At 46.2% G+C, this 20317-nt stretch carries 20 protein-coding genes; 9 read left to right on the forward strand and 11 right to left on the reverse strand.

Annotated features, from left to right (window positions below):
• Positions 1-310 precede the first annotated feature (310 nt).
• On the forward strand, positions 311-757 hold the full coding sequence (locus tag JGK14_RS16365) for a hypothetical protein (RefSeq protein WP_293177849.1): 447 nt from the start codon (positions 311-313) through the stop codon (positions 755-757).
• Positions 758-1084: 327 nt separating this feature from the next.
• Here JGK14_RS16365 and pheS read toward each other — a convergent pair whose 3' ends face one another.
• Positions 1085-2089: a phenylalanine--tRNA ligase subunit alpha gene (pheS, locus tag JGK14_RS16370; protein ID WP_293177846.1), complete on the reverse strand. Its 1005-nt coding sequence runs from the start codon at positions 2087-2089 to the stop codon at positions 1085-1087.
• Between the two features lie 335 nt (positions 2090-2424).
• Here pheS and surE point away from each other — a divergent pair, with 335 nt between their 5' ends.
• Both surE and JGK14_RS16380 read left to right on the forward strand, forming a co-directional pair.
• Entirely contained in the window at positions 2425-3231 is an 807-nt protein-coding gene (surE, locus tag JGK14_RS16375) for a 5'/3'-nucleotidase SurE (protein WP_293196557.1), read from the forward strand.
• Positions 3232-3357: 126 nt separating this feature from the next.
• The gene (locus JGK14_RS16380) at positions 3358-3756 is read left to right on the forward strand and encodes a hypothetical protein (RefSeq protein WP_293193473.1); all 399 of its coding nucleotides are present in this window, start codon (positions 3358-3360) and stop codon (positions 3754-3756) included.
• A gap of 582 nt (positions 3757-4338) precedes the next feature.
• On the opposite strand, the gene JGK14_RS16385 is transcribed toward JGK14_RS16380, so the two are convergent.
• Together JGK14_RS16385 and JGK14_RS16390 are read right to left on the reverse strand one after the other, a co-directional pair.
• Positions 4339-5562, reverse strand: a complete 1224-nt coding sequence (locus JGK14_RS16385; protein WP_293216755.1) for an LL-diaminopimelate aminotransferase — start codon at positions 5560-5562, stop codon at positions 4339-4341.
• 214 nt (positions 5563-5776) lie between these two features.
• On the reverse strand, positions 5777-6100 hold the full coding sequence (locus JGK14_RS16390) for a thioredoxin family protein (protein WP_293216752.1): 324 nt from the start codon (positions 6098-6100) through the stop codon (positions 5777-5779).
• 145 nt (positions 6101-6245) lie between these two features.
• Here JGK14_RS16390 and JGK14_RS16395 point away from each other — a divergent pair, with 145 nt between their 5' ends.
• Entirely contained in the window at positions 6246-6995 is a 750-nt protein-coding gene (locus tag JGK14_RS16395) for a lipoate--protein ligase family protein (protein WP_293177834.1), read from the forward strand.
• A 255-nt stretch (positions 6996-7250) separates the two neighbouring features.
• Here the strand turns inward: JGK14_RS16395 and JGK14_RS16400 are convergent, their stop codons facing one another.
• From JGK14_RS16400 to psaK, 4 genes are all read right to left on the reverse strand, one after another.
• A complete protein-coding gene (locus JGK14_RS16400; protein ID WP_293177831.1) occupies positions 7251-8039 on the reverse strand; it encodes a DUF928 domain-containing protein in 789 nt (262 codons plus the stop codon).
• A 47-nt stretch (positions 8040-8086) separates the two neighbouring features.
• Positions 8087-10045: a CHASE2 domain-containing protein gene (locus JGK14_RS16405; RefSeq protein WP_293204840.1), complete on the reverse strand. Its 1959-nt coding sequence runs from the start codon at positions 10043-10045 to the stop codon at positions 8087-8089.
• Between the two features lie 356 nt (positions 10046-10401).
• Positions 10402-11598, reverse strand: coding sequence for a site-2 protease family protein (locus JGK14_RS16410; protein ID WP_293177826.1), 1197 nt, complete (start codon positions 11596-11598; stop codon positions 10402-10404).
• Positions 11599-11678: 80 nt separating this feature from the next.
• The gene (gene psaK, locus JGK14_RS16415; RefSeq protein ID WP_293177824.1) at positions 11679-11963 is read right to left on the reverse strand and encodes a photosystem I reaction center subunit PsaK; all 285 of its coding nucleotides are present in this window, start codon (positions 11961-11963) and stop codon (positions 11679-11681) included.
• A gap of 134 nt (positions 11964-12097) precedes the next feature.
• Here psaK and JGK14_RS16420 point away from each other — a divergent pair, with 134 nt between their 5' ends.
• From JGK14_RS16420 to JGK14_RS16430, 3 genes are all read left to right on the forward strand, one after another.
• Positions 12098-12739, forward strand: a complete 642-nt coding sequence (locus JGK14_RS16420; protein ID WP_293196565.1) for a phosphoribosylanthranilate isomerase — start codon at positions 12098-12100, stop codon at positions 12737-12739.
• A 115-nt stretch (positions 12740-12854) separates the two neighbouring features.
• Positions 12855-13307, forward strand: a complete 453-nt coding sequence (locus tag JGK14_RS16425; protein ID WP_293204844.1) for a CPBP family intramembrane metalloprotease — start codon at positions 12855-12857, stop codon at positions 13305-13307.
• A gap of 122 nt (positions 13308-13429) precedes the next feature.
• Positions 13430-13717, forward strand: a complete 288-nt coding sequence (locus JGK14_RS16430) for a CPBP family glutamic-type intramembrane protease (RefSeq protein ID WP_325315277.1) — start codon at positions 13430-13432, stop codon at positions 13715-13717.
• A gap of 12 nt (positions 13718-13729) precedes the next feature.
• On the opposite strand, the gene JGK14_RS16435 is transcribed toward JGK14_RS16430, so the two are convergent.
• Entirely contained in the window at positions 13730-14929 is a 1200-nt protein-coding gene (locus JGK14_RS16435; protein WP_293204848.1) for an RNA-guided endonuclease InsQ/TnpB family protein, read from the reverse strand.
• 249 nt (positions 14930-15178) lie between these two features.
• Here JGK14_RS16435 and JGK14_RS16440 point away from each other — a divergent pair, with 249 nt between their 5' ends.
• On the forward strand, positions 15179-16510 hold the full coding sequence (locus JGK14_RS16440; RefSeq protein ID WP_293317073.1) for a HEAT repeat domain-containing protein: 1332 nt from the start codon (positions 15179-15181) through the stop codon (positions 16508-16510).
• Between the two features lie 189 nt (positions 16511-16699).
• On the opposite strand, the gene JGK14_RS16445 is transcribed toward JGK14_RS16440, so the two are convergent.
• The 3 genes from JGK14_RS16445 to JGK14_RS16455 form a co-directional block, all read right to left on the reverse strand.
• Positions 16700-18634 (reverse strand): BamA/TamA family outer membrane protein, encoded by a 1935-nt coding sequence (locus tag JGK14_RS16445; protein ID WP_293226061.1) that lies wholly within the window; start codon positions 18632-18634, stop codon positions 16700-16702.
• A gap of 171 nt (positions 18635-18805) precedes the next feature.
• On the reverse strand, positions 18806-19006 hold the full coding sequence (locus JGK14_RS16450) for a hypothetical protein (protein WP_293155365.1): 201 nt from the start codon (positions 19004-19006) through the stop codon (positions 18806-18808).
• Between the two features lie 262 nt (positions 19007-19268).
• Complete coding sequence (locus JGK14_RS16455; protein ID WP_293185919.1) at positions 19269-19409, reverse strand: hypothetical protein; 141 nt, start codon at positions 19407-19409, stop codon at positions 19269-19271.
• Between JGK14_RS16455 and JGK14_RS16460 the strand changes: the two genes are divergently transcribed.
• Positions 19408-20235, forward strand: a complete 828-nt coding sequence (locus JGK14_RS16460; RefSeq protein WP_293193466.1) for an alpha/beta fold hydrolase — start codon at positions 19408-19410, stop codon at positions 20233-20235. The genes JGK14_RS16455 and JGK14_RS16460 overlap by 2 nt on opposite strands.
• Positions 20236-20317: the final 82 nt, after the last annotated feature.

Here is a 20317-nt window from a genome sequence, read left to right on the forward strand (position 1 = left end):
TTTTGCCTCGTTCGATAGTTGTTTTAAGTCGGGGAGTTTTTCCATTCCTTTATCTAATGTCTATCTCGTCTTCTTGTCAAGGGGGTTGAGCAATTACCAAATAACAAATCTAAAATAGAGTGTTGAATCCCCAAATCTCGGCTGTGGAGTCAAATCTCAAATCTCAAATCGACTGACGTTTTTTGCTTCAATCTATCAAAAGACGGATTTTTTCTAAGAAGTGGGCGCAGGATAACCTCTATCTGGAGAATGGTTTAGCCGATCGCGCCAATCGAGTACAAATAGGATGTTATATCTCATTTTGTACTCTATGAAACTGAATTATTTTACCAAACGGCTTTCGACTCTCGGGCGCTATCTGGCTGCAACTGTGCTTTGCGTGTCAGCGATGGCATTTGCTTGGCAGGGTGCATTTTTCTCGAACACCGCAGCAATGGCTTCTCTTGCTGTAAGCTCGATCGCAGCAGCAGATATAGGCGATAAAGTTCAAGACAAAGCCAGCACAGATGCCGGAAGAGCCAAGAACTTCATCCGAGATACAGAAGAGAAGGTGAAGGAAACAGCCAAGACAAATGCTGCTAAAGTCGATCGAGCATCAGAAGATGGTAGTGTAGTCGAGCGCAAAGCCAAGAAAGATGCAGCTACAATTGAGAAAAGAGCAGAAGAAGATTCAGCTCGCACACAGAAAGCAGTAGATAACACAAAGAATGCTGTGGAGCGCGCTGTTGACAGTATCAAAGGTGCTTTTAGCAAGTAGAAAATAAATCATACTCAGTAGGTTTGTAGTGAGGACTTTAGTCCTTCTTTTCCCGAGGACTTTAGTCCTCACTACAAACCAAGCTTACGGCGCTCGCTCTCTTCGGACAGGATATTAGGTTTTTTCGCCTTGTCAGGTCGATCGAAACTCAAAACATCGATCTACATTAACCAAAACCCCTACAGTCAGAGTAAAACCCAGGGCGGTTTTATTGTCGTCAGACAAATTAGGTACGTTGTTGCGCTTCAGCGCTCTTTCTAATATTAGCTAAAGAGCGCTGAAGCGCAACAACGTACCTTCAGAGTAAAACCGACCTCAAGCCACTACTTAAAACTGCCGCAAAAATCGTAAATCGCTAGCATAAACCCGGCGAATGTCATCAATTTCATAAAGTACCATAGCGAACCGCTCCACCCCAAAACCGGCTGCAAATCCAGTATACTTTTCTGGATCTAAACCGACTCCTTTAAGAACATTAGGATCTACTACACCGCAGCCCAAAACTTCCAGCCATTTGCCGTTCCACTGCAAATCAACTTCAGCAGAAGGTTCTGTAAACGGAAAGTAACTCGTGCGGAAACGAATCGGCAAATCTTGCCCGAACATTTGTCGCAAAAACTCTTTAATTGTGCCTTTCAAGTCAGTAAATGTCAGATTTTCACCAATAGCTAAAAGTTCAATTTGGTGGAAAACTGCCGCGTGAGTAGCATCAACAGTATCGCGGCGATAAACGCGGCCGGGAGAGACAATCCGAATCGGCGGTTTGTGCTGTTCCATGTAGCGAATTTGCACGGATGATGTCTGAGTCCGCAGCAAGTCGCCACCTGGCAGGTAAAATGTATCTTGCATATCCCGCGCCGGGTGGTCGGGCGGAGTGTTGAGCGCCTCGAAGTTGTAATAATCTGTTTCCATTTCCGGGCCGTTGGCGACGGTGTAGCCGAGGCCGACAAAAATATCGAGAGCGCGGTCTATGACGGCGTTTAAGGGGTGAATTCGACCTTGAGGGCGAAAAATCCCCGGCATGGTAACATCAAGGGTTTCTGAGGCTAATTTGAGTTCTATTTGGGCGGTTTGGAGAGCGGCGCGCTTGTCTTCTAAGTCGGCTTGTAGGGCTTCTTTTACGGTATTGGCGATCGCGCCTACTTTGGGCCGCTGATCTGCCGACAGTTTGCCCATCATGCCTAAAATTTGAGAGAGTTGGCCTTTTTTGCCTAGGTAGCCAAGGCGTAACTGTTCGAGTTGTTCGAGGGTATTCGCACTTGCGATCGCACTTTTGGACTCTTGGCCCAGGGTTTCTAGTTGAGTTTCAATGTCGCTGAGCTGGACAGTCATTTTGATTTTAGATTTTAGGTTTTAGATTTTAGATTGATGGCGATTTTGGGCCAAGCTGAGTTTAGCGCAATTTTGGTGTGGCTGACTTGTAGATTTTAGATTGATCGCTGGGGAGCATCTCATTTTTGTTTGCAAAAAACATTTCTTTTTACAACAGTGCTGTCCCCGCTCGCTTGCTTATAGAACCAAGCGAGCGGGGACAGCACTGTTAAAAGCAAAACTGAGATGCACCCGGTGGCTGCTTAATGCGTAATAGGTAATAGATAATTGCAAGTAAAACCGATCGCCCTACTTGAATCTAGTTTAAGATTATTCTCAGGCCTCTAAAAATTTCAATGAAACTTTTAATTAGCAACGACGACGGCATCTTTGCACAAGGCATCCGCAGCCTCGCCAACGCTCTCACCGCCGCCGGTCACTCTGTGAGCGTTGTTTGTCCCGACAGAGAGCGCTCCGCTACCGGACACGGCCTTACACTGCACCAACCCATCCGCGCCGAAATTGTCGAATCTGTTTTTGACCCCGCCGTCAAAGCTTGGGCTTGTTCGGGTACTCCCGCCGACTGCGTTAAACTAGCTTTGTGGGCTTTACTTGACAAACCGCCCGATTTTGTCCTTGCTGGCGTCAACCACGGGCCGAATTTAGGCACGGACATCATCTGTTCGGGGACGGTTTCGGCTGCGATGGAAGGAATTATGGAAGGCATTCCCAGCATTGCTTTCAGCCTCGCCAGCTATACTTCGCAGGAATTTGGGCCGGCGGTGGATTTCGCTGTCACCTTGCTACGACAGTTGGAAAAACAGCCAATGCCAAAACCGACACTGTTGAATGTCAACATACCAGCAGTCTCACAAGCAGAAATTACCGGAGTTGCGATCGCCCGTCAAGGCATTCGCCGCTATTTCGACATATTTCAAAAGCGCACCGATCCGCGCGGCAAAACTTATTATTGGCTGGCTGGGGAATTGTTAGAAGATGTGGAAGAAACCTCCGAATCGGCAGTTTGGCATGATATTCCTACAGACGTACAAGCTATTCGCGACAATAAAATTACCGTTACTCCGCTGCAATACAATCTCACCTGTGTTCCCGATTTGCACTCGTTACGAGATTGGCAATTTGAAAGTTTTCCCAAGCAGTGAGCTCCGATCGACCCGATCGCCGCTGTAAACTAGGAATTAAGGATAAAGTGCCTATGAAGGTATATGCCCTAGGCGTTAACGCAGGCTCTCAATTGGTTGTTGGTTTTTTACTCAAGAAAAGCAGTTATGAACGCTCCCACCTATAACACTCATTCTGTCACTTGCCCGATTTGCAACCGTTCCAGCGTCGTGGGCCCAGTCGGAATGGTCAGCGGACTATTCACCTGTCCCCACTGCCATTCTCATATGGTAATTAGCTGGAGCGGCCATTTTGTCCGCGATCCTTTTAGTCTCAAACAACTGACGGTGGGAAAGATGCTCAGGCGCGAGAGCAGGCCGTTAGCTCGCCTTCAGCGGGACTTTGGGCTGGGCAAGCATTTTCCGTTACTGGCAATTTTGGGAAGCGTGGTATTTTTGGGATGTGCGATCGCAGCTACAGAACAATCGCTACCCCGACAGAGTTCATTTCAAGGATTTTTAGAGTGGGTGAGCGGAACTGGCAATTCCCAAGATGTCTCGCGTTAATATTTCAACATAAATTGTGACAGATATTACTGGTAAATATCTATTCCGTTAGGTAGAGATAACGAGAGAATACTTACGCATTCCGACTGCTGGAAACCGGGTTTTTAGGGTTTTGATTGGCTGTAACGAAGTTTTTTTGTGAAAAACCCGGTTTCTGATTAGGTGTGCCTCAGTTCTAGCATTTTCAACTTATACCAATTCCCAGGAGTAGGGCTACTTTTAAGAATTGTTCAACAGTTGACAGTTGACAGTTGACAGTTGACAGTTTGAGAGCGACCTCTACCTAGAAGGAAGAGGATTGGAGTAATGAATAGTCTGATTTTAATTTCTTCCTCACTCGCTTTCTTGCTTTCAACCAATTCTTTCTGGTAATTTTTCGTTAGTTTCATCTACTTATACTCAGGCTGCGGACTGAAGTCCGCACTACGAACGAATCTTACTGCGGTTAATTGAGCCGGCACGAGATGATTTAATAAATCTTGGATTGATAAATTAACCGCAGATATAGGTAGATAAACGCAGATAAACGCAGATAATTTCAAGAGAGGAGAGTGCATGAATACAATCTTTTTAACTGAGCAATTAATTGAGAAATTCCGCAATTTTTCTAACCGCTGCTTCCAAAATTTCAGGTGACTCAACTAAGGCAAATCGCACGTAGCCTTCTCCTGATTTCCCGAAACCGGCGCCGGGGGATGCTGCGACTCCTGTACTCTGTACTAGCTGAGTGCAAAATTTCACCGAATCCGACGCCCAAGGTGCTGGTAGTTTCGCCCAAACGTACATGGTGGCGGGGGGTACGGGCACTTCCCAGCCGATCGCCCTTAGCGCATTTACAAAGGTATCCCGGCGTTTTCTGAAGGTTTCGACGCTGGTGGTGACGCTATCTTGGGGGCCCGTTAATGCCGCGCTGGCTCCGTTCAAAATCCCTAGATATTGGTTGAAGTCTACGGCGGCTTTTACTTGTCGCAGGGCTGTAATTAGTTCGGGATTGCCGATCGCATATCCAACTCGAAAGCCTCCCATATTGTAGGATTTTGATAGCGTGAAAAACTCGATCGCCACACTCTTATCTCGATCGGCTTGAAAAATCGACGGCGCCATCAATTTACGAAATTCCTGGATATCGGAGGGCGGGCGCGCACCATCCACCGCCCCTACGGAATCGTCAAACACCAAATCCACATAGGGGAAATCGTGAACTAAAACGAGCTCGTGTTGGCGACAAAAATTCACTGCTTTCTCAAAAAATGCCAGCGGGGCGATCGCAGTTGTAGGATTGTGAGGATAGCTCAAAACCATCATCTTCGACTGAGCCAAGACGGGCATCGGAATATCTTCAAAAACAGGCAAAAACTGATTTTCTGCTAGTAGGGGCATCGGGTAAATTTGACCGCCCGCCAAATACACACCTCCCGCGTGGGAAGGATAGCCCGGATCTAGCAGCAAAGCAAAATCTCCGGGGTTGAGCACAGCTAAAGGCATATGCGCGGTGCCTTCTTGGGAACCAATTAGCGGCAGCACTTCTGTTTCTGGATCGACTGAAATCCCAAATTTTTGCTCGTACCAGGAAGCTGCTGCTTCCCGGAAAGAGCGGGTTCCGTTAAACAGTAAATAGCCGTGGGTGCTAGGATCTGATAGGGAATTGGCGATCGCATCTGTAATGTGAGCAGCCGCAGGCAAATCGGAAGAACCCAGAGACAAGTCGATCGCATTTTGTCCGGCGGCTCTGGCGAGGGATTTTGCTCGATCCATATCGGCAAATACATTAAATTTTAGGGGTTGTAAACGTTTGGCAAATTGCATATTTTTTGTATTTTTCTTGATATTAATCAATCATTTAAAATTGCTGAAAACTGATTATTTTTGATGTTTTTCAGACATTTTTTTTTAACCGCAGAGAGCGCAGAGGGCGCAGAGGAAGAGAGAGATTGAAGAGAAAGGAGAGATGTTGAAAATTTATTGGGGATGGATCTAGTTGTGGGTGGGGAGTTGGAAACTCCCGAATCATTTCAAAATTTTATAAGTGACCTTCTAGCAAACCGAGCAATGTTTGTTTGGTAATAGCTCCTTCGTGGGAAAGGACTACTTCGCCATTTTTAAACAGTCTGAGTGCTGGAACTCCTTCTACTTTATACTGTTTGACAGTATTAGGATTGGGGTCAATTTCCATTTTAACCACTTTTAGGTCGCTGTAGTTGGCAGCCAGCCAGTCGATCGAGGGCGCGATGAGTTTGCAAGGCCCGCACCAAGATGCCCAAAAATAGGCAAGCACTGGTTGCTCTGCTTTCAGGACTTCTGTTTCAAATTTTTCGTCGTTAATGACAATTACACTGTTGCTCATGGTTGTACGATGATTTTTCCTGATTATTTTTAAAGCACGGGCGGGCGTTAAACTTGCACCAAATTAAAAGACAGGCACAAAAAACTGTTTCTAATTTTAAAACATCCTGCGAACTTATTGAGTATAAACTCAGGAATGGGGGCTAATGGCTAATTCTGTATGGCGTTTAATTCCGCTGCTGTCGGCGTCTGGTAGGGTGCAGATGGCGATCGACAAATGGCTGTTAGAAAAGCATCTAGCGGGGGAAAATCCGCCAACTCTGCGATTTTACACCTGGGCACCGACGGCGATTTCCTTGGGCTACCACCAGCAGCGCTGGCCGGAATTTTGGCAGCAGCTATCTTGGGAGGGACAGCCTCTGGAGTTGGTGAGACGCCCTAGCGGTGGGCGCGCTGTGCTCCACCAAGGGGATTTGACTTATGCAGTTGTGGCGTCGGGATTTGAGAGCAGCCGCTTGAAAGCTTATCACACTATATGCGAGTTTTTGATTGAAGGTTGGCGGGCGATCGGTGTGGATTTGCACTACGGGGAAGCTGGGCGCGGTTACATTCACAATCCCAATTGTTTTGGTACGGCGACGGGTGCGGATTTGGTGACGGTTGATGGCTGCAAGTTAATTGGTAGCGCGCAATTGCGCCGTGGTGATGCTATTTTGCAGCATGGTTCGATGCGTTTGCAGCCGGATATTGGTTTGTTTTCTCAGGTTTTTGGGGAGGAATTAATTCCTGTGAAATTACCTCTATCTGAAGGGAGAGATGATTTGATTGCAACTGTAATTGATGCTTTGAGTGCGGCGGCTTGTCGCTGTTTTGATATTGATTTGGAGGTGCGGCCGCTTTCGGAGGAGGAATGGGAGGATATTTGGGAATTGACTCAAAAAAAATCTATTTGTTGATAGCTGAAAGAATTCTATAGAATTTAATCTGTAATCTCCTACAGGTCGATGCCGTGAAATTGTCGATTTTTTTGAGGGATTGTTGGTGGCGACGCACCCTACGAATACTGTTACTAAGAGGGCTGAAGCCCAACAACGTACCTCATCTTTTGGGAACAGCCAAGATGGCCGTTCCACAAAAGATTTTTGGTATCATGCTTGTGGGGTGGGCGCTCTTGGCAACACCCAAAAAGTTAAATTTAAATGCTGTAGAGCTTATGGTTTTGGCTCAGTTTGCACTTGGACGATCGGCTGTTTGGCAATTTTGGTCAATTTCACTGCATCTAGCAAGCTTTCCCAATCAGCATCCAGCATTGTATCCGAAGGGCGATCGCGACGAGCAGCAGCTAAATTGCTGAGAGCATCTTGCCAAATCCCATTTTCAGCATAAATAGCTGTTTTCCGCCGCGGATCTGCCTTTTCTAATTCACTGCGGATATCTGCACTGAGATCAACTCGCCGTATAGTACCAATTTCGAGCAGATCGGCAGATCTCTCTTCAGCCTCGCAAATCACTGTAAAATTCCAAGTGTATTTTTTGCCTACTTCCAAGGGAGGCACATTCTTGTTAGCGGGGATACTAACGCCGATTACTCCTGATAAATTGGCAACTTTGAGAGTCTGTTTATAAATCTGCTTGCCGCTTGGATCTAGTAGGATAAATTCGGCTGATTCCGCCCTTGTTGGAGGCAAGTAGAAAAAGAATGTTGGATATTCGGAAACAGTTCGTGAGATTTTATTTTGAGGGACTAAGCCTGTGAGATTTATTGCATTTAGCTCGCTGTTGCGACAGTTACCGCGCGTCGTCGATCTGGGCGATCGAGGGGGCGATTGCTCCATATCTTCACGGGGCTGAGCGAAGCGCGGCCCTCCCGGTACAGTATTGCGCGGCTGGCCCACATTATCTGGCGTTGGCTGTCCCACACTTGCAAATTGGCAAGCATTAAATGCTCCTATCAACAATATGGAACTAAAGACGAGGGATTTTAGTGTAAATTTAGTCATTTTTTTTCTAGGATTTGCATGATGTTTGTAAGATATGTTGTCTATTTTTACTTGGACGATCTTTCTCCTCCCAAGACGCGATAGACATTAACTTTTTGCTCCCTGCCTTTTAAAGGTAAAGCTCCCCAAGATTCTACCTCAAATTTTCCTTGAATATGCACTAAGGTTTCTTCGGCAATTAAAATGCGGCAGGTGTCCTCTTGCCGATCTTTTTCACAGCTTTCCAGGCGAGAAGCGATATTGACACTATCGCCGATTACTCCATATTCTAAACGGGTTTTGCCTCCCAAACTGCCCACCATTATCGGCCCTGTAAAAATTCCGACTCGCATTTTTGCCGACGGCAAACCGCGATCGATCCAACTTTGATTCAGGGCTGGTAAGCACGCACTTATAGCTAGGGCGCAAGATACCGCAAGGCGAGCATCTTCGGCAATTTCTTCGGGAGTTGTGCGGGGGATAGGAACACCAAATACAGCCAGCATTCCATCTCCAGTAAATTTATTAATCACCCCATGATGTTTTTGCACTTCCTCGGCCATTGCTGATAAATATTCATTTAACCAAGGCATTACTACTTCTGGGGATAATTTTTCGGAAATAGTGCTAAAGCCCTGTAAGTCTGTCAGGATCATTGTAGCAGTTAGTCTTTGCCCCGGCAATAGGCCCGACTGGAGGAGATGGACGCGCTCTTTCCACAGGGCATTGGCGATCGCCGGTGAGGTTTGCTGTCCTAATAATTTCATCACAATTTCTTGCTGCTGCTTTGACTGCTGGTACTTGTATGTGATGATAACTGCTGGGGCGATCGAAAGTGCTAGTGTCGGTGAGGCCAGTGATATCCACCCCTGTTGAGTGAATAGAAAAAATGTGAATCCCCATAATATGCAGCCAAGCGCGATCGCGCTGACTATGAAATTGATCGTATTTTCTAGCCGCCAAGCTAAACAGCCGCCAACTGCTCCCCAAACAGCTATCCAGAGCATTTCTTGCCATTCATCCCAAAACCAAAATAGATTTTTGCCATCTAAAGCTGCGTTAATAATTTGGCTAGTTGCCGCTGCATGAATAAAGACTCCAGGCATCATGCGGTTGTCGCTGGCAGTGGCGCTGTAAGGGGTAGAAAAGACATCTTTTGTAGTTGGGGCTGTAACCCCGATTATCACTATTTTACCCTTCACCAATTCGGGGTCTAGTTTTCCCTCCAAAACTTGAGTGAGTGTCACGGTTTTTGCCGTATTTTCAGGAGAGCGATAATTGAGCAAGATTTGATAGCCTCCAGTGTCAATTGTCTGATAACCTCCTGAGTCCGATCGCAGTCGCGAAAAGACTGTGTTTCCTGCTTTTATTTCTTGATCTTTTGTGAGTGTTGAAGGAATTTTTTTACTGTCAATATATTTGAAAGCCAGCCGGAGCGCAAATGAGCTGAGAGTGGATTGTCCGTTGGAACGAAAGATCAAGCTCCGGCGAATTATGCCGTCTGGATCGATTACTAAATCGTTAAATCCTATCCGTGCTTTGGGTATGTTGGGAGGTGGTAGAGCGCGATCGTACTCTGACTTGCCGATGAAAGTAATCGGGATGAGTTTGGGGTTTGTGAATTGAGCTGCCAATTCTGCGTTTCCTGGTTCGTAGGGGATATCGCGGATTATATCCAGACCAATAGCGACGGGTTCGAGACGCGCTATGGAGGCGATCGCCTTCGCTAAAACTCCATCAGAGATTGGCCATTTCTTAAAAGTATGAATGTCCAGTTCTGTGACTGTCACTACTAGCAACCTCGGGTCAGGGCCTGCATCGGGGCGCAACTGTACCATCAAGTCAAAAGCCTTCAATTCCAAGGGCTGCAACCAACCTAAATGTCGCACTCCTAAGAGAGTTCCTGTCACGACAATGCAGGTGACGGCAAGAGGTTGTAAATCAGCGAAGGGTAAGGAAAAACTTAACTTTTTCCAACTACAACGTTTCTCTCCCAATTGATGAAATATCTTAAAAAGATTGGGCATAAGAATTTTTGTTTTAACCATCTTGGACAAAAAAATGTGCTATGTAGGCGGTCATAATTAACAGAACAATACCGTGGGTCATAAGTTCCTGACAGCAAGGAAATTAGCTTTTTAGGTTGAGTTTATTTATGCACGCCTATTTAGCAGAAATAATTGGTTTAAAGCCTCTCCCCCCATCGGGATAACTTTAAAAAAAGAAGACTATTCATTATTCCAATTCTCTTCCTTCTAGGTAGATGTCGCTATCAAGCTATCAAGCTATCAAGCTATCAAGCTGTCAACTGTCAACTGTCAACTGTCAACTGAATGAAACCTGAAATTGTGACTAATCTGGATTATTGATGCCCCATTTTAAATTAATTTTCTTGTACGGTTTTAGCGATCGCACTTAACTGCAATCCCTGCGGATAACTGTTTTCTTCTTTGCTGTGCTTGATATCAGCTTCGGAAATCTTGGGTTTGAGGTATTTTGCCATAACTTTCATCACGTCGCCCCGATCGATCGTCCCTACGACTGCACCAATGGACGAAAGGACGAGGATTCGCGGGAGTTGGCGGGCTTCCATGCTGTTAATTACTTCTGCAATGGATGCTTTTTCGGAGACTGTGGGGGTTTTTTCCAGGGGTTGCAAAATGTTGTGCAAAGTCTGAATTTGCCACTGACTGCGCTCTGTGCAGCGGATATCGTCGATCGACACTAAGCCCAAATCCCGCCCGTTGGTCGCAGCGATGTAAAATGGAAAGGGATTGACTTCTAGCAAATAGCGATCGGCAAATTCTCGCAAACTCAAATTTGCATCGACAACTCGAAACTCGCGGCTCATTGCATCGGCGGCCTTAGTTTTGAGCAGCGCTTCTTGCAACGAAGTAAAGCGACTGTAGCTACTAGCATTCCGAATCGCAAACCAGCCGATCAGCGCCATCCACAAACCGCCGTACTGGCGCGCTAACAAACATAAACTGACACCGAAAGCAACAGCCAACCAACCCAAAATTTGTCCTGTTTTTGCAGCCCAACGCACGCCGGCAAATCGAGAACCAGTGATTTTCCAAATTGCTGCTTTTAAAACTTGTCCTCCGTCCAAAGGCAGCCCGGGAATCAAGTTAAATAATCCCAAAACTAGATTGATTACTGCTACTTTTTCTGTAATAATTGATAGCAAACTTGTCTGGGGGAAAACTTGAGAACCCAAACCGAGGATTAAAAACAGCGCAAAGCTGACGAGAGGGCCAGCAATAGCTACTTGAAAAGCTTGACCCGGAGTTTTTGATTCAGAGTCGATCGAAGCTACTCCGCCAAATAAGAATAGAGTAATAGAATTAACTTTAATGCCTTGCGACATCGCCGCCAAGCTGTGCCCTAATTCGTGCAACAGTACGGAAGCAAATAGTAGCAAAGCTATTGCGAACCCGGCACTCCAGGAGAGCGCAGATCCCCACAATCGGTAACTGCTGGCGTATTCGCGGGTTGCTAGGGCTAAAATTATAAACCACGAATAATCTATGAGTAGCGGGATGCCAAATAAAGAGCCGATTCGCCAACCTGTCTGCATGAAAGTTTCCTGGGAAAGGAGAGGAAGAATGAATTTCTATTATATCTTTTCAAACCCTTGCCTTTCCCAAACCGTGATTTTTAAAGCACTCCGGCGTTACCCAAGCCCAAGATTACTCCTGCCCCGAGCAAGTGGCCCAAGCTGGTTGTGGCCAGCAATTCTGGGATGCCGAAGCCTTTGAACATTCCAGGGACTGCAACGGGTAAAGCTGGGCCCTTGCCTCGGTTTTGTTTGTTGATGCCGTAGTAGCCGATCGCGATCGCCAGCAAGTTGCATATAATCATTGTCAGTCCTACCATTGGTGTCCACTCCACCGTTAAGGCAGTGGCAGATGGTACGGCTAACAGCAAAGATGAGTTAATCATGTTTATATGCTCCGGATTTCACAGATTAATTGATTTAGAAAATTATAAAAAGTATTTTGCATTAAACTAAGATTTGTTTTAATAGTTAACAATTCGTTTATATTTTGATACAAATTCAGCACAGAGGAAAAAGAGTGCGGGTAAAAATTTGCGGAATCACTAAATTAGACCAGGGAATGGCGATCGCCCGTTTGGGAGCCCAAGCTTTGGGGTTTATCTGCGTACCCGCTTCCCCGCGCTATGTCAGCCCCGAAACCATTCGCCTGATTGTCGAACAGTTGCCGAAAAATGTCGATCGCATTGGCGTGTTTGCAAATACCACAATAGAAAATATCTGTCAAGTAACGGCAGAGTCAAATTTAAGTGGGGTGCAACTGCACGGAGATGAAACAGCGGAATATTGCGATCGGCTGCGCGAGTTTTTGCCGGGAATTGAAATTATCAAAGCTTTGAGAGTTAAGAGTCATGAAACGTTAGCCACCGCTGCAATTTACGCCCTGCGTGTCGATACTTTACTGTTGGATGCTTACCATCCGGCTCAACTTGGCGGTACTGGCAAAACTATAGATTGGATGATGTTAGCAGAGTTTAAACCAGCTTGTCCTTGGCTGCTGGCGGGCGGCTTAACACCGGATAATATTTTAAATGCGATCGATCGCGCGATCGGCAATAACTTCAGCGGTGTTGACCTTTCGAGCGGCGTAGAAATAGCGCCGGGAGATAAAGATTTGACCAAAGTTGCTCAGTTATTCGATCGATTAAAAGCTTTAAAATAAACGGTAGTATCTCATTGTTGTAAAAAGCATTTTTTGTGTTTGAGTGCTGTCCCCGCTCGCTTGTTGATAGAACCAAGCGAGCGGGGACGCTCGCACTATAAAAGCAAAAACTGAGATGCTTCCTTTTCTCTCTTTATTCTCGCTTCTTCCCTTCGACTTGCTAGCACGCCGCCTCACCCACGCTTTTTCAACTATTCCCGATTTCACCGATTGGCTGGTTGTAGCTCTGCTGGTGCTAGTTTATAGCGCGATCGCACTTCCCATCGGTTTTTGGTCGGGATTTATCAAAGTAGACGTGCAAACCTCCGGGCCGATAATTGCGGGAGTGCTCGCGGGCTGTTTGTTAACTCCGGGGCTGACTGAAGAAGTATTTTTCCGCGTGTTAATGCTCCCGCACGCTTTCGAGAATCCTTCTGGGCTAATGCTGTGGTTTTGGGGATGCTCCAGTTTGGTGCTGTTTGTAGCTTACCACCCGCTCAACGCGCTGACTTTTTATCCTGTTGGTCGATCGACCTTTATCAGAAAAATGGGTTTAAAACCCCGTCCTTTTAGGACGGCTTTGTGCTAAAATAGAGAAGTCTACAGGCTCAAGACACGTTGAAATAGCTACGATGAGAGCGTACCTAGACAGTTCCGAGGGGCAATGTTTAACTACATCCCTGAAGACAATAAGCTTTAGGCTTGAGTACAATGAAACATAGTCGCCACAGGGCATTGGGAGACTCTAAACGGACGCAGAGCGAGGGTAAGACTACTTCGGTAGCACATTGCTGTGAAGCGTCAAGGAATCCTCGCTCCTTCAGGACGAGGAGGTATGTCAAGAATCCCGTGTTTTTGCTACTCGCCGCTGTTTTGGGAGTAGCGTGCTCCATCGCATACCTGCTCATCGGTTCCATCTGGCCTGCGGTGGTGATTCACTGGCTGGGAGTGACAGTCTGGCTGCTGCTCTTGGGCGGTTATAGGAGGCTATATGGGTGAATTACCCAACTCTCACCTTGCGGTAGAGAGTGGGCTTCCAGCTTCCACCGCAACAGCATCCGAAAGAACCGAGATTCTTCCGGGTTGACTTACATTGCGTCCACTGGCAGTAGCGCTGATTCCCAACGCCAAAAACCGCAAGCCTTCGTCTCTAATGTTTAGCGCTGCGTTGATATCTCTATCATTCACAGAATCACACTTAGGACATTTCCATTGGCGTATTTTCAAATTCATTTTAGAAACTTTGAACAAGCAATGGTTACAAGTTTTGGAGCTAGGAAAGAATCGGTCAATCTCTAAATAGACCTTGCCTTCTGCCTCGGCTTTATACTTAAGCATTGTTCCAAACATTCCCCAGCCAGCATCAGAGATAGCTTTGGCTAGGCAATGGTTTCTTACCATTCCTTTGATATTTAGATCTTCTACTACAATTACTTGGTTTTCGTTGACTATCTTGCGGGATAGCTTGTGCAGAAAATCCTCACGCACTCTTTTGATTTTAGAATTCACCTTGGCTACTAACTTCCGGGCTTTATTCCGTCGGTTACTGCCTTTGACTTTTCGGTTTAGCTTCTGTTGCTTGCGCTTCAGATTTTTACGATGTTTAGCGGTTGCTTTAGGATGCTTGTACTTAGAGCCGTTAGACGTGACCAAGAAATCAGTTAGCCCAACATCTAAGCCAATTGCTTTTCCTTCGAGATTAGCATCTGGAGTGACAATTTTATCATCAACAAGTACCGATGCAAAATACGAACCATCTCGGTTTTGGGATACCGTTACAGTTTTGATCGTGCCATCATACTGGCGATGAATCTTGGCTTTGACTTCACCAATAATCGGAAATTTTATAGTGTCCTCCAGAATTTTCACATTCTGGGGATAGCTGACAGATTGCCTGTTGTGCTTGGATTTAAAGCTAGGAAACCCACCACGTTTCTCAAAGAAGTTTTTGTAAGCAGTTGATAGATTCAGTGCTACTACTTGCAAGCTTTGTGAGTATGCCCCATCTTTCAACCAAGGGTATTCCTTCTTGAGCGCTGGTAGCATACCTTGAATAGCCAATCTGCTCAATCCCTTACCAGTTTCCTTGTAGGTTACTTGGCTCTTATTCAAACTATAGTTCCAAAACCATCGACAACAGCCAAAAGCACCAGCAAAATACTGTTGCTGGTGGGCGCTGGGATAGATTCGGAACTTGTAAGCTTTCGGCATTTATCGGCTATCGGTGTTTCTGGTAAAAAATTAACACAAGGATTTTGCGGTTGTCAATAAGTTGGCTCGTTTTCTCATCAAGCCTCAAACCTCAAACGCTGCGCGTTGTGCGGCTCGGCTGTAATCGTCAACTCGCTCGCCTTTGATCCCGACGCTCACGGATTGTACAGGTAGAGCGCGGGACTTCCCGGCTGTATGGTTAAATTGTAACAAGTCCAGCATCACTATATTGTCCGGAGGAGCTCAGTTGTGGAAATCATAGGAGCGATCGTAGGTTTTTTGGCGGGGATAGCAGCGGCTTACTGGTTAGTGGAAAAGCGGTTGCACAAGCAAAAGCAAGAACACTTGCTGCAAACTCGCAGAATAGCTCAGGATATAGAACTAGCTCAGATATCTCGAATGCAACAAACTACCGAATCTCCACACCGAGAAGGAGAAGATCGGTTTAGAAGCGCTACTGTTGAACACGAAAATTTACTCAGACAAGTTACAACTCAATACGAAAATCAGATTCAACAAGTTGCGACTCAATACGAAAATCGACTCCAACAAGTTTTAGCAGAACGCGATCGGCTCCAACAAGTTGCAGGCGCCCACGAGCAGCAGATGCGACAATTCACCCAGGAATTAGAGGCCGCTCACAATGCTAGGCTTCAGGAAAATATACAATCTTTGCAAGCCGAACACGAACGTCATATACTCACACTTTCTGACGAATTGCATGACAGTTATCAAGCTCAGATGGATGAACATTTTCAAAACCTGCAAAAACAACACGAAATTCAATTGAGACAAGCTGCCTCGCAATATGGGAACAGCGAAGTTGACATACAATCAACGACGGAGGCTTTGCAACAGCAATACGAAAGTCAGTTGCAAGCCGCTCACGAGCAGTTTCAAGCTCGCGAAGCTCAGATGCAAGCTACTATCAGGTCTTTGCAAGAGCAATACGAGAGTAATGTACAACAACAAGAAATCCCGGAGCAACAGTTCAGTCAGTTAAATCCAACAGAATTTACATCGGATTTACCACAACAAGAAGTTTGGCAAGAAGAACCATCAAGTGAGTTCAATCAACCTGAGTTCAATCAACCTGAGTTCAATCAACCTGAAGTTGAACAAGAGTTAAATTACACAGAATTTTCCGAACCACAATCAATTGATTTAGAACAACTCGAAATCAGACAAACGCTTGAATCTCCCAGACAAACACCAAACTACTCATCGGTGGCGCAGTTGATGGGATGCGTTCAAAGTCAGGACACAGAAACTCGCAAATTTGCAGCGTCTGCTTTAGGTAAAATGGGTGCGGCTAATGCTTTGAGAACCGACGGTCAGCGAGCCATAGAAACCTTGGGTAAATTAGCTCAAGATTTCAACCCGGAAGTGCGCGAAGCTGCTGTGGAAGCACTAGCAATGATTAAGTCTGAAAAAGTGATTCCGCTCTTGCAAAGAGCTTTGCGAGATACAGATAGCGGTGTGGCCAAATCGGCAAGTGCGGCGCTCAATAAGTTTAAGTTTTATCCGCGCACTCCGGCGGTGAAACCGAAACTGATGGATATGAAGAAACCAAAGCGTTAAGCAGTTACGAGCCTAAATATAGCAATTTTCAATTGCCTAAAACAAATTAGGTACGTTGTTGCGCTTCAGCGCTCTTCATAAATATCAGGAAAGAGCGCTGAAGCGCAACAACGTACCTTTGTACCTTTATCGTCAACTGTCAACGAAGAGGGCGGGCACGGGGGCACCGCCCCTACAACTATCAACTATTTAAAATCGCTGTTTTGTACCGAGTACAAATTTGATTTCCCCGTCATCGCTGACACCCATATCCAAGCGAATTAATCCCAAGGACGATCGCACTCTCACACCCAAACCAACACCCGCCCCAGTCCCCGGTTTATCCCTGACTACCGCCGGTTTTCCCAACACGCTGTCACCCGTTCCCAAATCCGACGCAAAATCAACAAATATCACGCCACCCACATCCCTACCAACCGGAAACCGATACTCGCCGGAAGCCAAAAAATAACTCCGCCCGCTGCCAATTTCCCCGCCGTCGTAGCCCCGCACAGAATTGCGGCCGCCCAGGCGAAACGCTTCCGTCGGTGGCAAATCTCCAATTACCGTTCCCCCTTGCAGATTAAAAGCCAACATTTCTGGCAAAGCTTCCGACTCGCTGATGCCCAGCAAAGTTACTGGTACATATTGTATATAATTTGCTAGCAGTCGGTTGCTCACAATGTTGCCGCGTCCGAGAGGTATCGACTGTTCTGTACTGAGGCTGAGAATCGAGCCGCTGGTTGGGTTGAATGGATTGTTTCGCCGATCGAGCGTAGCGCCAAAAGAAACAGTATACAATTCGTCAACACCCGCACCGCTGAATGTGAGAGGATTGCCGAGTACGTCCCGGCGGGCAAGATTTAAATTGCGATCGCGCGTGCTGATATTGGTATAATTCAGTCCCAAAGTTCCCCGCCAATCGCCCAAAGGCCGCGTAACAGCGAGATTTCCGCCCATCCGAATTTCTCGAACTCGATCGCCATTGGGCAAATTAATATCCTTGTTGAAAATTTCCGAGATTCTGCGATCGCCAAAAGCTCTCACACTGTATCCCAAACGGTCATCTGCCGCAACGTAAGGGCTGACAAACCGCACATCGTACTCCACACCTCGGAGGCTGGGCTGAATTTCCACCGACAACCGCTGGCCGTTTGTGCCGAATGTACGATCGACATAGGAAAGAGGAACAGCCACACCAACATCATCACTCAAAGTGACACTCGCCCCAACAGAACGAGCCGATCGCTCTTCGACATTGTAAATTACATTAATATCCGTCCCAACTTCTTCAGTAGAAACCGTCACCTTGTCAAACAATCCCAACTGTTGCAACTGTTGTAAATCGAGTTGTACAACTTGCTGGCTGTAATTATCCCCCGCCTTAAGTTTGAGCTCGCCTCGGATAAAATCTTCCGAAATTCTCCCCTTAATCGGATTCCCTTTTTTATCAACAGCTTCGCCTCGGGAATTAACAAAGCGAATTTTCACCTCTGCAACGTAAACGCCCTCAACATTTCTCCCTTGACTGATTGGTAGAGTACCGCCTAGCTGTTGCGCGTTGCCGTTGACTGCTTCCGGGATTTCGGCTTTGGTGGCGATCGTCCCCGCAGTTGGTAACAGAGATGTAAAATCTTTATGGCGATCGTCCTGGGCTGAGGGCGATCGAACTTCAGGAGCAACAGCAATCTCATCAGATGTTGGCAAATCCCGCACAATTGCACTCACCTCATCCGATTGATGAGAACTTAAGACTGAAACCGATAATAAATGTCGCTTGTAGTCGAGTCTAGATCCCCCTAAATCCCCCTTAATAAGGGGGACTTTGAGAATATCTCTTGTCCCCCCCTGATTAAGGGGGACTTTGAGAATATCTCTTGTCCCCCCCTGATTAAGGGGGGTTAGGGGGGATCGAAACTCGGCTACAAACAAGAGAGACGGTGGGTTTGACGTTAAGTTATCACCAATTACCTCATCCTCCTCCCTCTGCGCCCTTGTGGAATAGGCGTCTCGCCTGTCAACTTCTCCGCTTCCTTCTCTAACCTCCACCTCACTCGGTACGACTGTCGCATCGATCGCCCGCGCCGCCAATTCCCCACCAGCCACCGCCGCCAAACTCAAAAATGCAATAATCGGAATTCGCATAAACATAAAACTAAAGCATACTCAACGCATCTTACCCAAAACCGCGTCTCCTGCCTATTCCGCGAAAAGAAACCCGATATTTTTGAAGATACCGGGTTTCTGGGATGCCCTGAAAACTTGGGGGAAAATCGATCGCGGGCGATCGTAACAATTGGGAAACCGAAAAATTCTTTAAAGAGATTGGCGAGAAACACGCTTCTCAAAATGAGCCTGAGTCTGCTGCAACAGTTGTTCGCGGCTGTCCTTAGCAGTAGTAATCGTAGGGAGCAAATTTCGAGCTTGTAAAGTCATGTGAAGCTGTAGGTGTGCTACGTACTCACTGACATCTTCGCGCAGGGAGCAAGCCGGGTAACGTTTTAAAGTAGAGTTCAAAGTGTTCTCCTGCTTTGAGTTTGCAGTATTTTTGAAATAATAATAGAGACTATCACGCTCTATTTCTAATTCTGTACTCTGTAATGAAGTTTAACCTTTGGACTGCTCTTTTGTTACAATTATTTACAAGTATTGCTTAAATTAAGTAAATCCACCTCATTAAAAGTAAAATGCCGATCGCGCTCAAGCCTGCCGTGTATATCTTCTTCCTTCTCTCACGACAATAAAAAAAGCCCTCTTCCTTCTTCCCTCTTCCCTCTTTTTACCTAGAGCGAAGCCGAAGGGCACTGTTCCCTCTTCCTTCTTCCTTCTTCCCTCTTCCCTCTTCCCTCTTCCCTCTTCCCTCTTCCTTCTTCCCTCTTCCTTCTTCCTTCTTCCTTCTGATCAGGAGTCGATCGCCCATGCAGTCTCAAGCAGTAGCACACAAGCACATATTAAGTACATTTGTCAATAGCCACAGCCAAACAGCCACCTACCTCGACATCGGGAGCGGCCCAACCTTATTGCTGCTTCACGGTTTTTTCGGAGAAAAGACTTGCTGGCTACCCTTAATTGAATTATTGCAATCTCAATTTCGGTGCATCAGTTTAGATATGTTAGGTTTTGGAGAATCCAGCAAACCACAAATCCAATACGACGTAGCTGTAGAAGTTGCTTTTGTGCGGCAAGTTGTACAACAACTAAACATCGAACCATGCGGCATCATCGGACATTCTTTTGGCGGTTGGGTAGCATCTGCATACGCCCTAAAATATCCCAAATCTGTCAGCAGTTTAGTGTTAGCAGCACCTGCGGGAATCCGGGACGACAGTTTTTGCGGTCAGTACGATGCTTTGCGACCATTGCTGTGGGAAACACCCGCCGTTGATTGGGCCTTGCAGCTAGCAAAACCTTTTGCTAGATTAGCGGGGAAAAGTGAGAAATTGCAAGAAATTTCCGGGTGGCGCAGGGAGCTAATGTATCAACCAGTAGCAAGGTCATTTTTAATGAGCCGGATGCGACCAGAAGACGCCGTTGACACAGTAGAAAAAGAAATTCACAAATTGCAAATTCCTACCTTAGTCATTGCAGCAGATAGCGACGAAACAATTCCTCTATGGCACTGTCAAACCTACGCCAATGAGATACCGGGAGCTGAGTTAGCAATTATTCCCAACGCCACTCACGGGTTGCCGCAAACTCAAGCTCAAATTATCGCAAAATTGATTAGTAAATTTTTGGATAATTAAGAAAACCTTTGCAACAAGCGAAATTCTAGAAAATTATGATATGGCACGTTCGACGGTTAGAACACTCTGAATAGCCTTTTCC

It is taken from the genome of Microcoleus sp. PH2017_28_MFU_U_A (assembly GCF_020738035.1).
Taxonomy (GTDB): domain Bacteria; phylum Cyanobacteriota; class Cyanobacteriia; order Cyanobacteriales; family Microcoleaceae; genus Microcoleus.

Excerpts from the sequence above, each read along its gene's own strand:
- JGK14_RS16365 (WP_293177849.1), top strand. The coding sequence starts at position 311 with ATGAAACTGAATTATTTTACCAAACGGCTTTCGACTCTCGGGCGCTAT.
- pheS (WP_293177846.1), bottom strand. The coding sequence starts at position 2,089 with ATGACTGTCCAGCTCAGCGACATTGAAACTCAACTAGAAACCCTGGGC.
- surE (WP_293196557.1), top strand. The coding sequence starts at position 2,425 with ATGAAACTTTTAATTAGCAACGACGACGGCATCTTTGCACAAGGCATC.
- JGK14_RS16380 (WP_293193473.1), top strand. The coding sequence starts at position 3,358 with ATGAACGCTCCCACCTATAACACTCATTCTGTCACTTGCCCGATTTGC.
- JGK14_RS16385 (WP_293216755.1), bottom strand. The coding sequence starts at position 5,562 with ATGCAATTTGCCAAACGTTTACAACCCCTAAAATTTAATGTATTTGCC.
- JGK14_RS16390 (WP_293216752.1), bottom strand. The coding sequence starts at position 6,100 with ATGAGCAACAGTGTAATTGTCATTAACGACGAAAAATTTGAAACAGAA.
- JGK14_RS16395 (WP_293177834.1), top strand. The coding sequence starts at position 6,246 with ATGGCTAATTCTGTATGGCGTTTAATTCCGCTGCTGTCGGCGTCTGGT.
- JGK14_RS16400 (WP_293177831.1), bottom strand. The coding sequence starts at position 8,039 with ATGACTAAATTTACACTAAAATCCCTCGTCTTTAGTTCCATATTGTTG.
- JGK14_RS16405 (WP_293204840.1), bottom strand. The coding sequence starts at position 10,045 with ATGCCCAATCTTTTTAAGATATTTCATCAATTGGGAGAGAAACGTTGT.
- JGK14_RS16410 (WP_293177826.1), bottom strand. The coding sequence starts at position 11,598 with ATGCAGACAGGTTGGCGAATCGGCTCTTTATTTGGCATCCCGCTACTC.
- psaK (WP_293177824.1), bottom strand. The coding sequence starts at position 11,963 with ATGATTAACTCATCTTTGCTGTTAGCCGTACCATCTGCCACTGCCTTA.
- JGK14_RS16425 (WP_293204844.1), top strand. The coding sequence starts at position 12,855 with ATGCTTCCTTTTCTCTCTTTATTCTCGCTTCTTCCCTTCGACTTGCTA.
- JGK14_RS16430 (WP_325315277.1), top strand. The coding sequence starts at position 13,430 with ATGAAACATAGTCGCCACAGGGCATTGGGAGACTCTAAACGGACGCAG.
- JGK14_RS16435 (WP_293204848.1), bottom strand. The coding sequence starts at position 14,929 with ATGCCGAAAGCTTACAAGTTCCGAATCTATCCCAGCGCCCACCAGCAA.
- JGK14_RS16445 (WP_293226061.1), bottom strand. The coding sequence starts at position 18,634 with ATGCGAATTCCGATTATTGCATTTTTGAGTTTGGCGGCGGTGGCTGGT.
- JGK14_RS16460 (WP_293193466.1), top strand. The coding sequence starts at position 19,408 with ATGCAGTCTCAAGCAGTAGCACACAAGCACATATTAAGTACATTTGTC.
- JGK14_RS16455 (WP_293185919.1), bottom strand. The coding sequence starts at position 19,409 with ATGGGCGATCGACTCCTGATCAGAAGGAAGAAGGAAGAAGGAAGAGGG.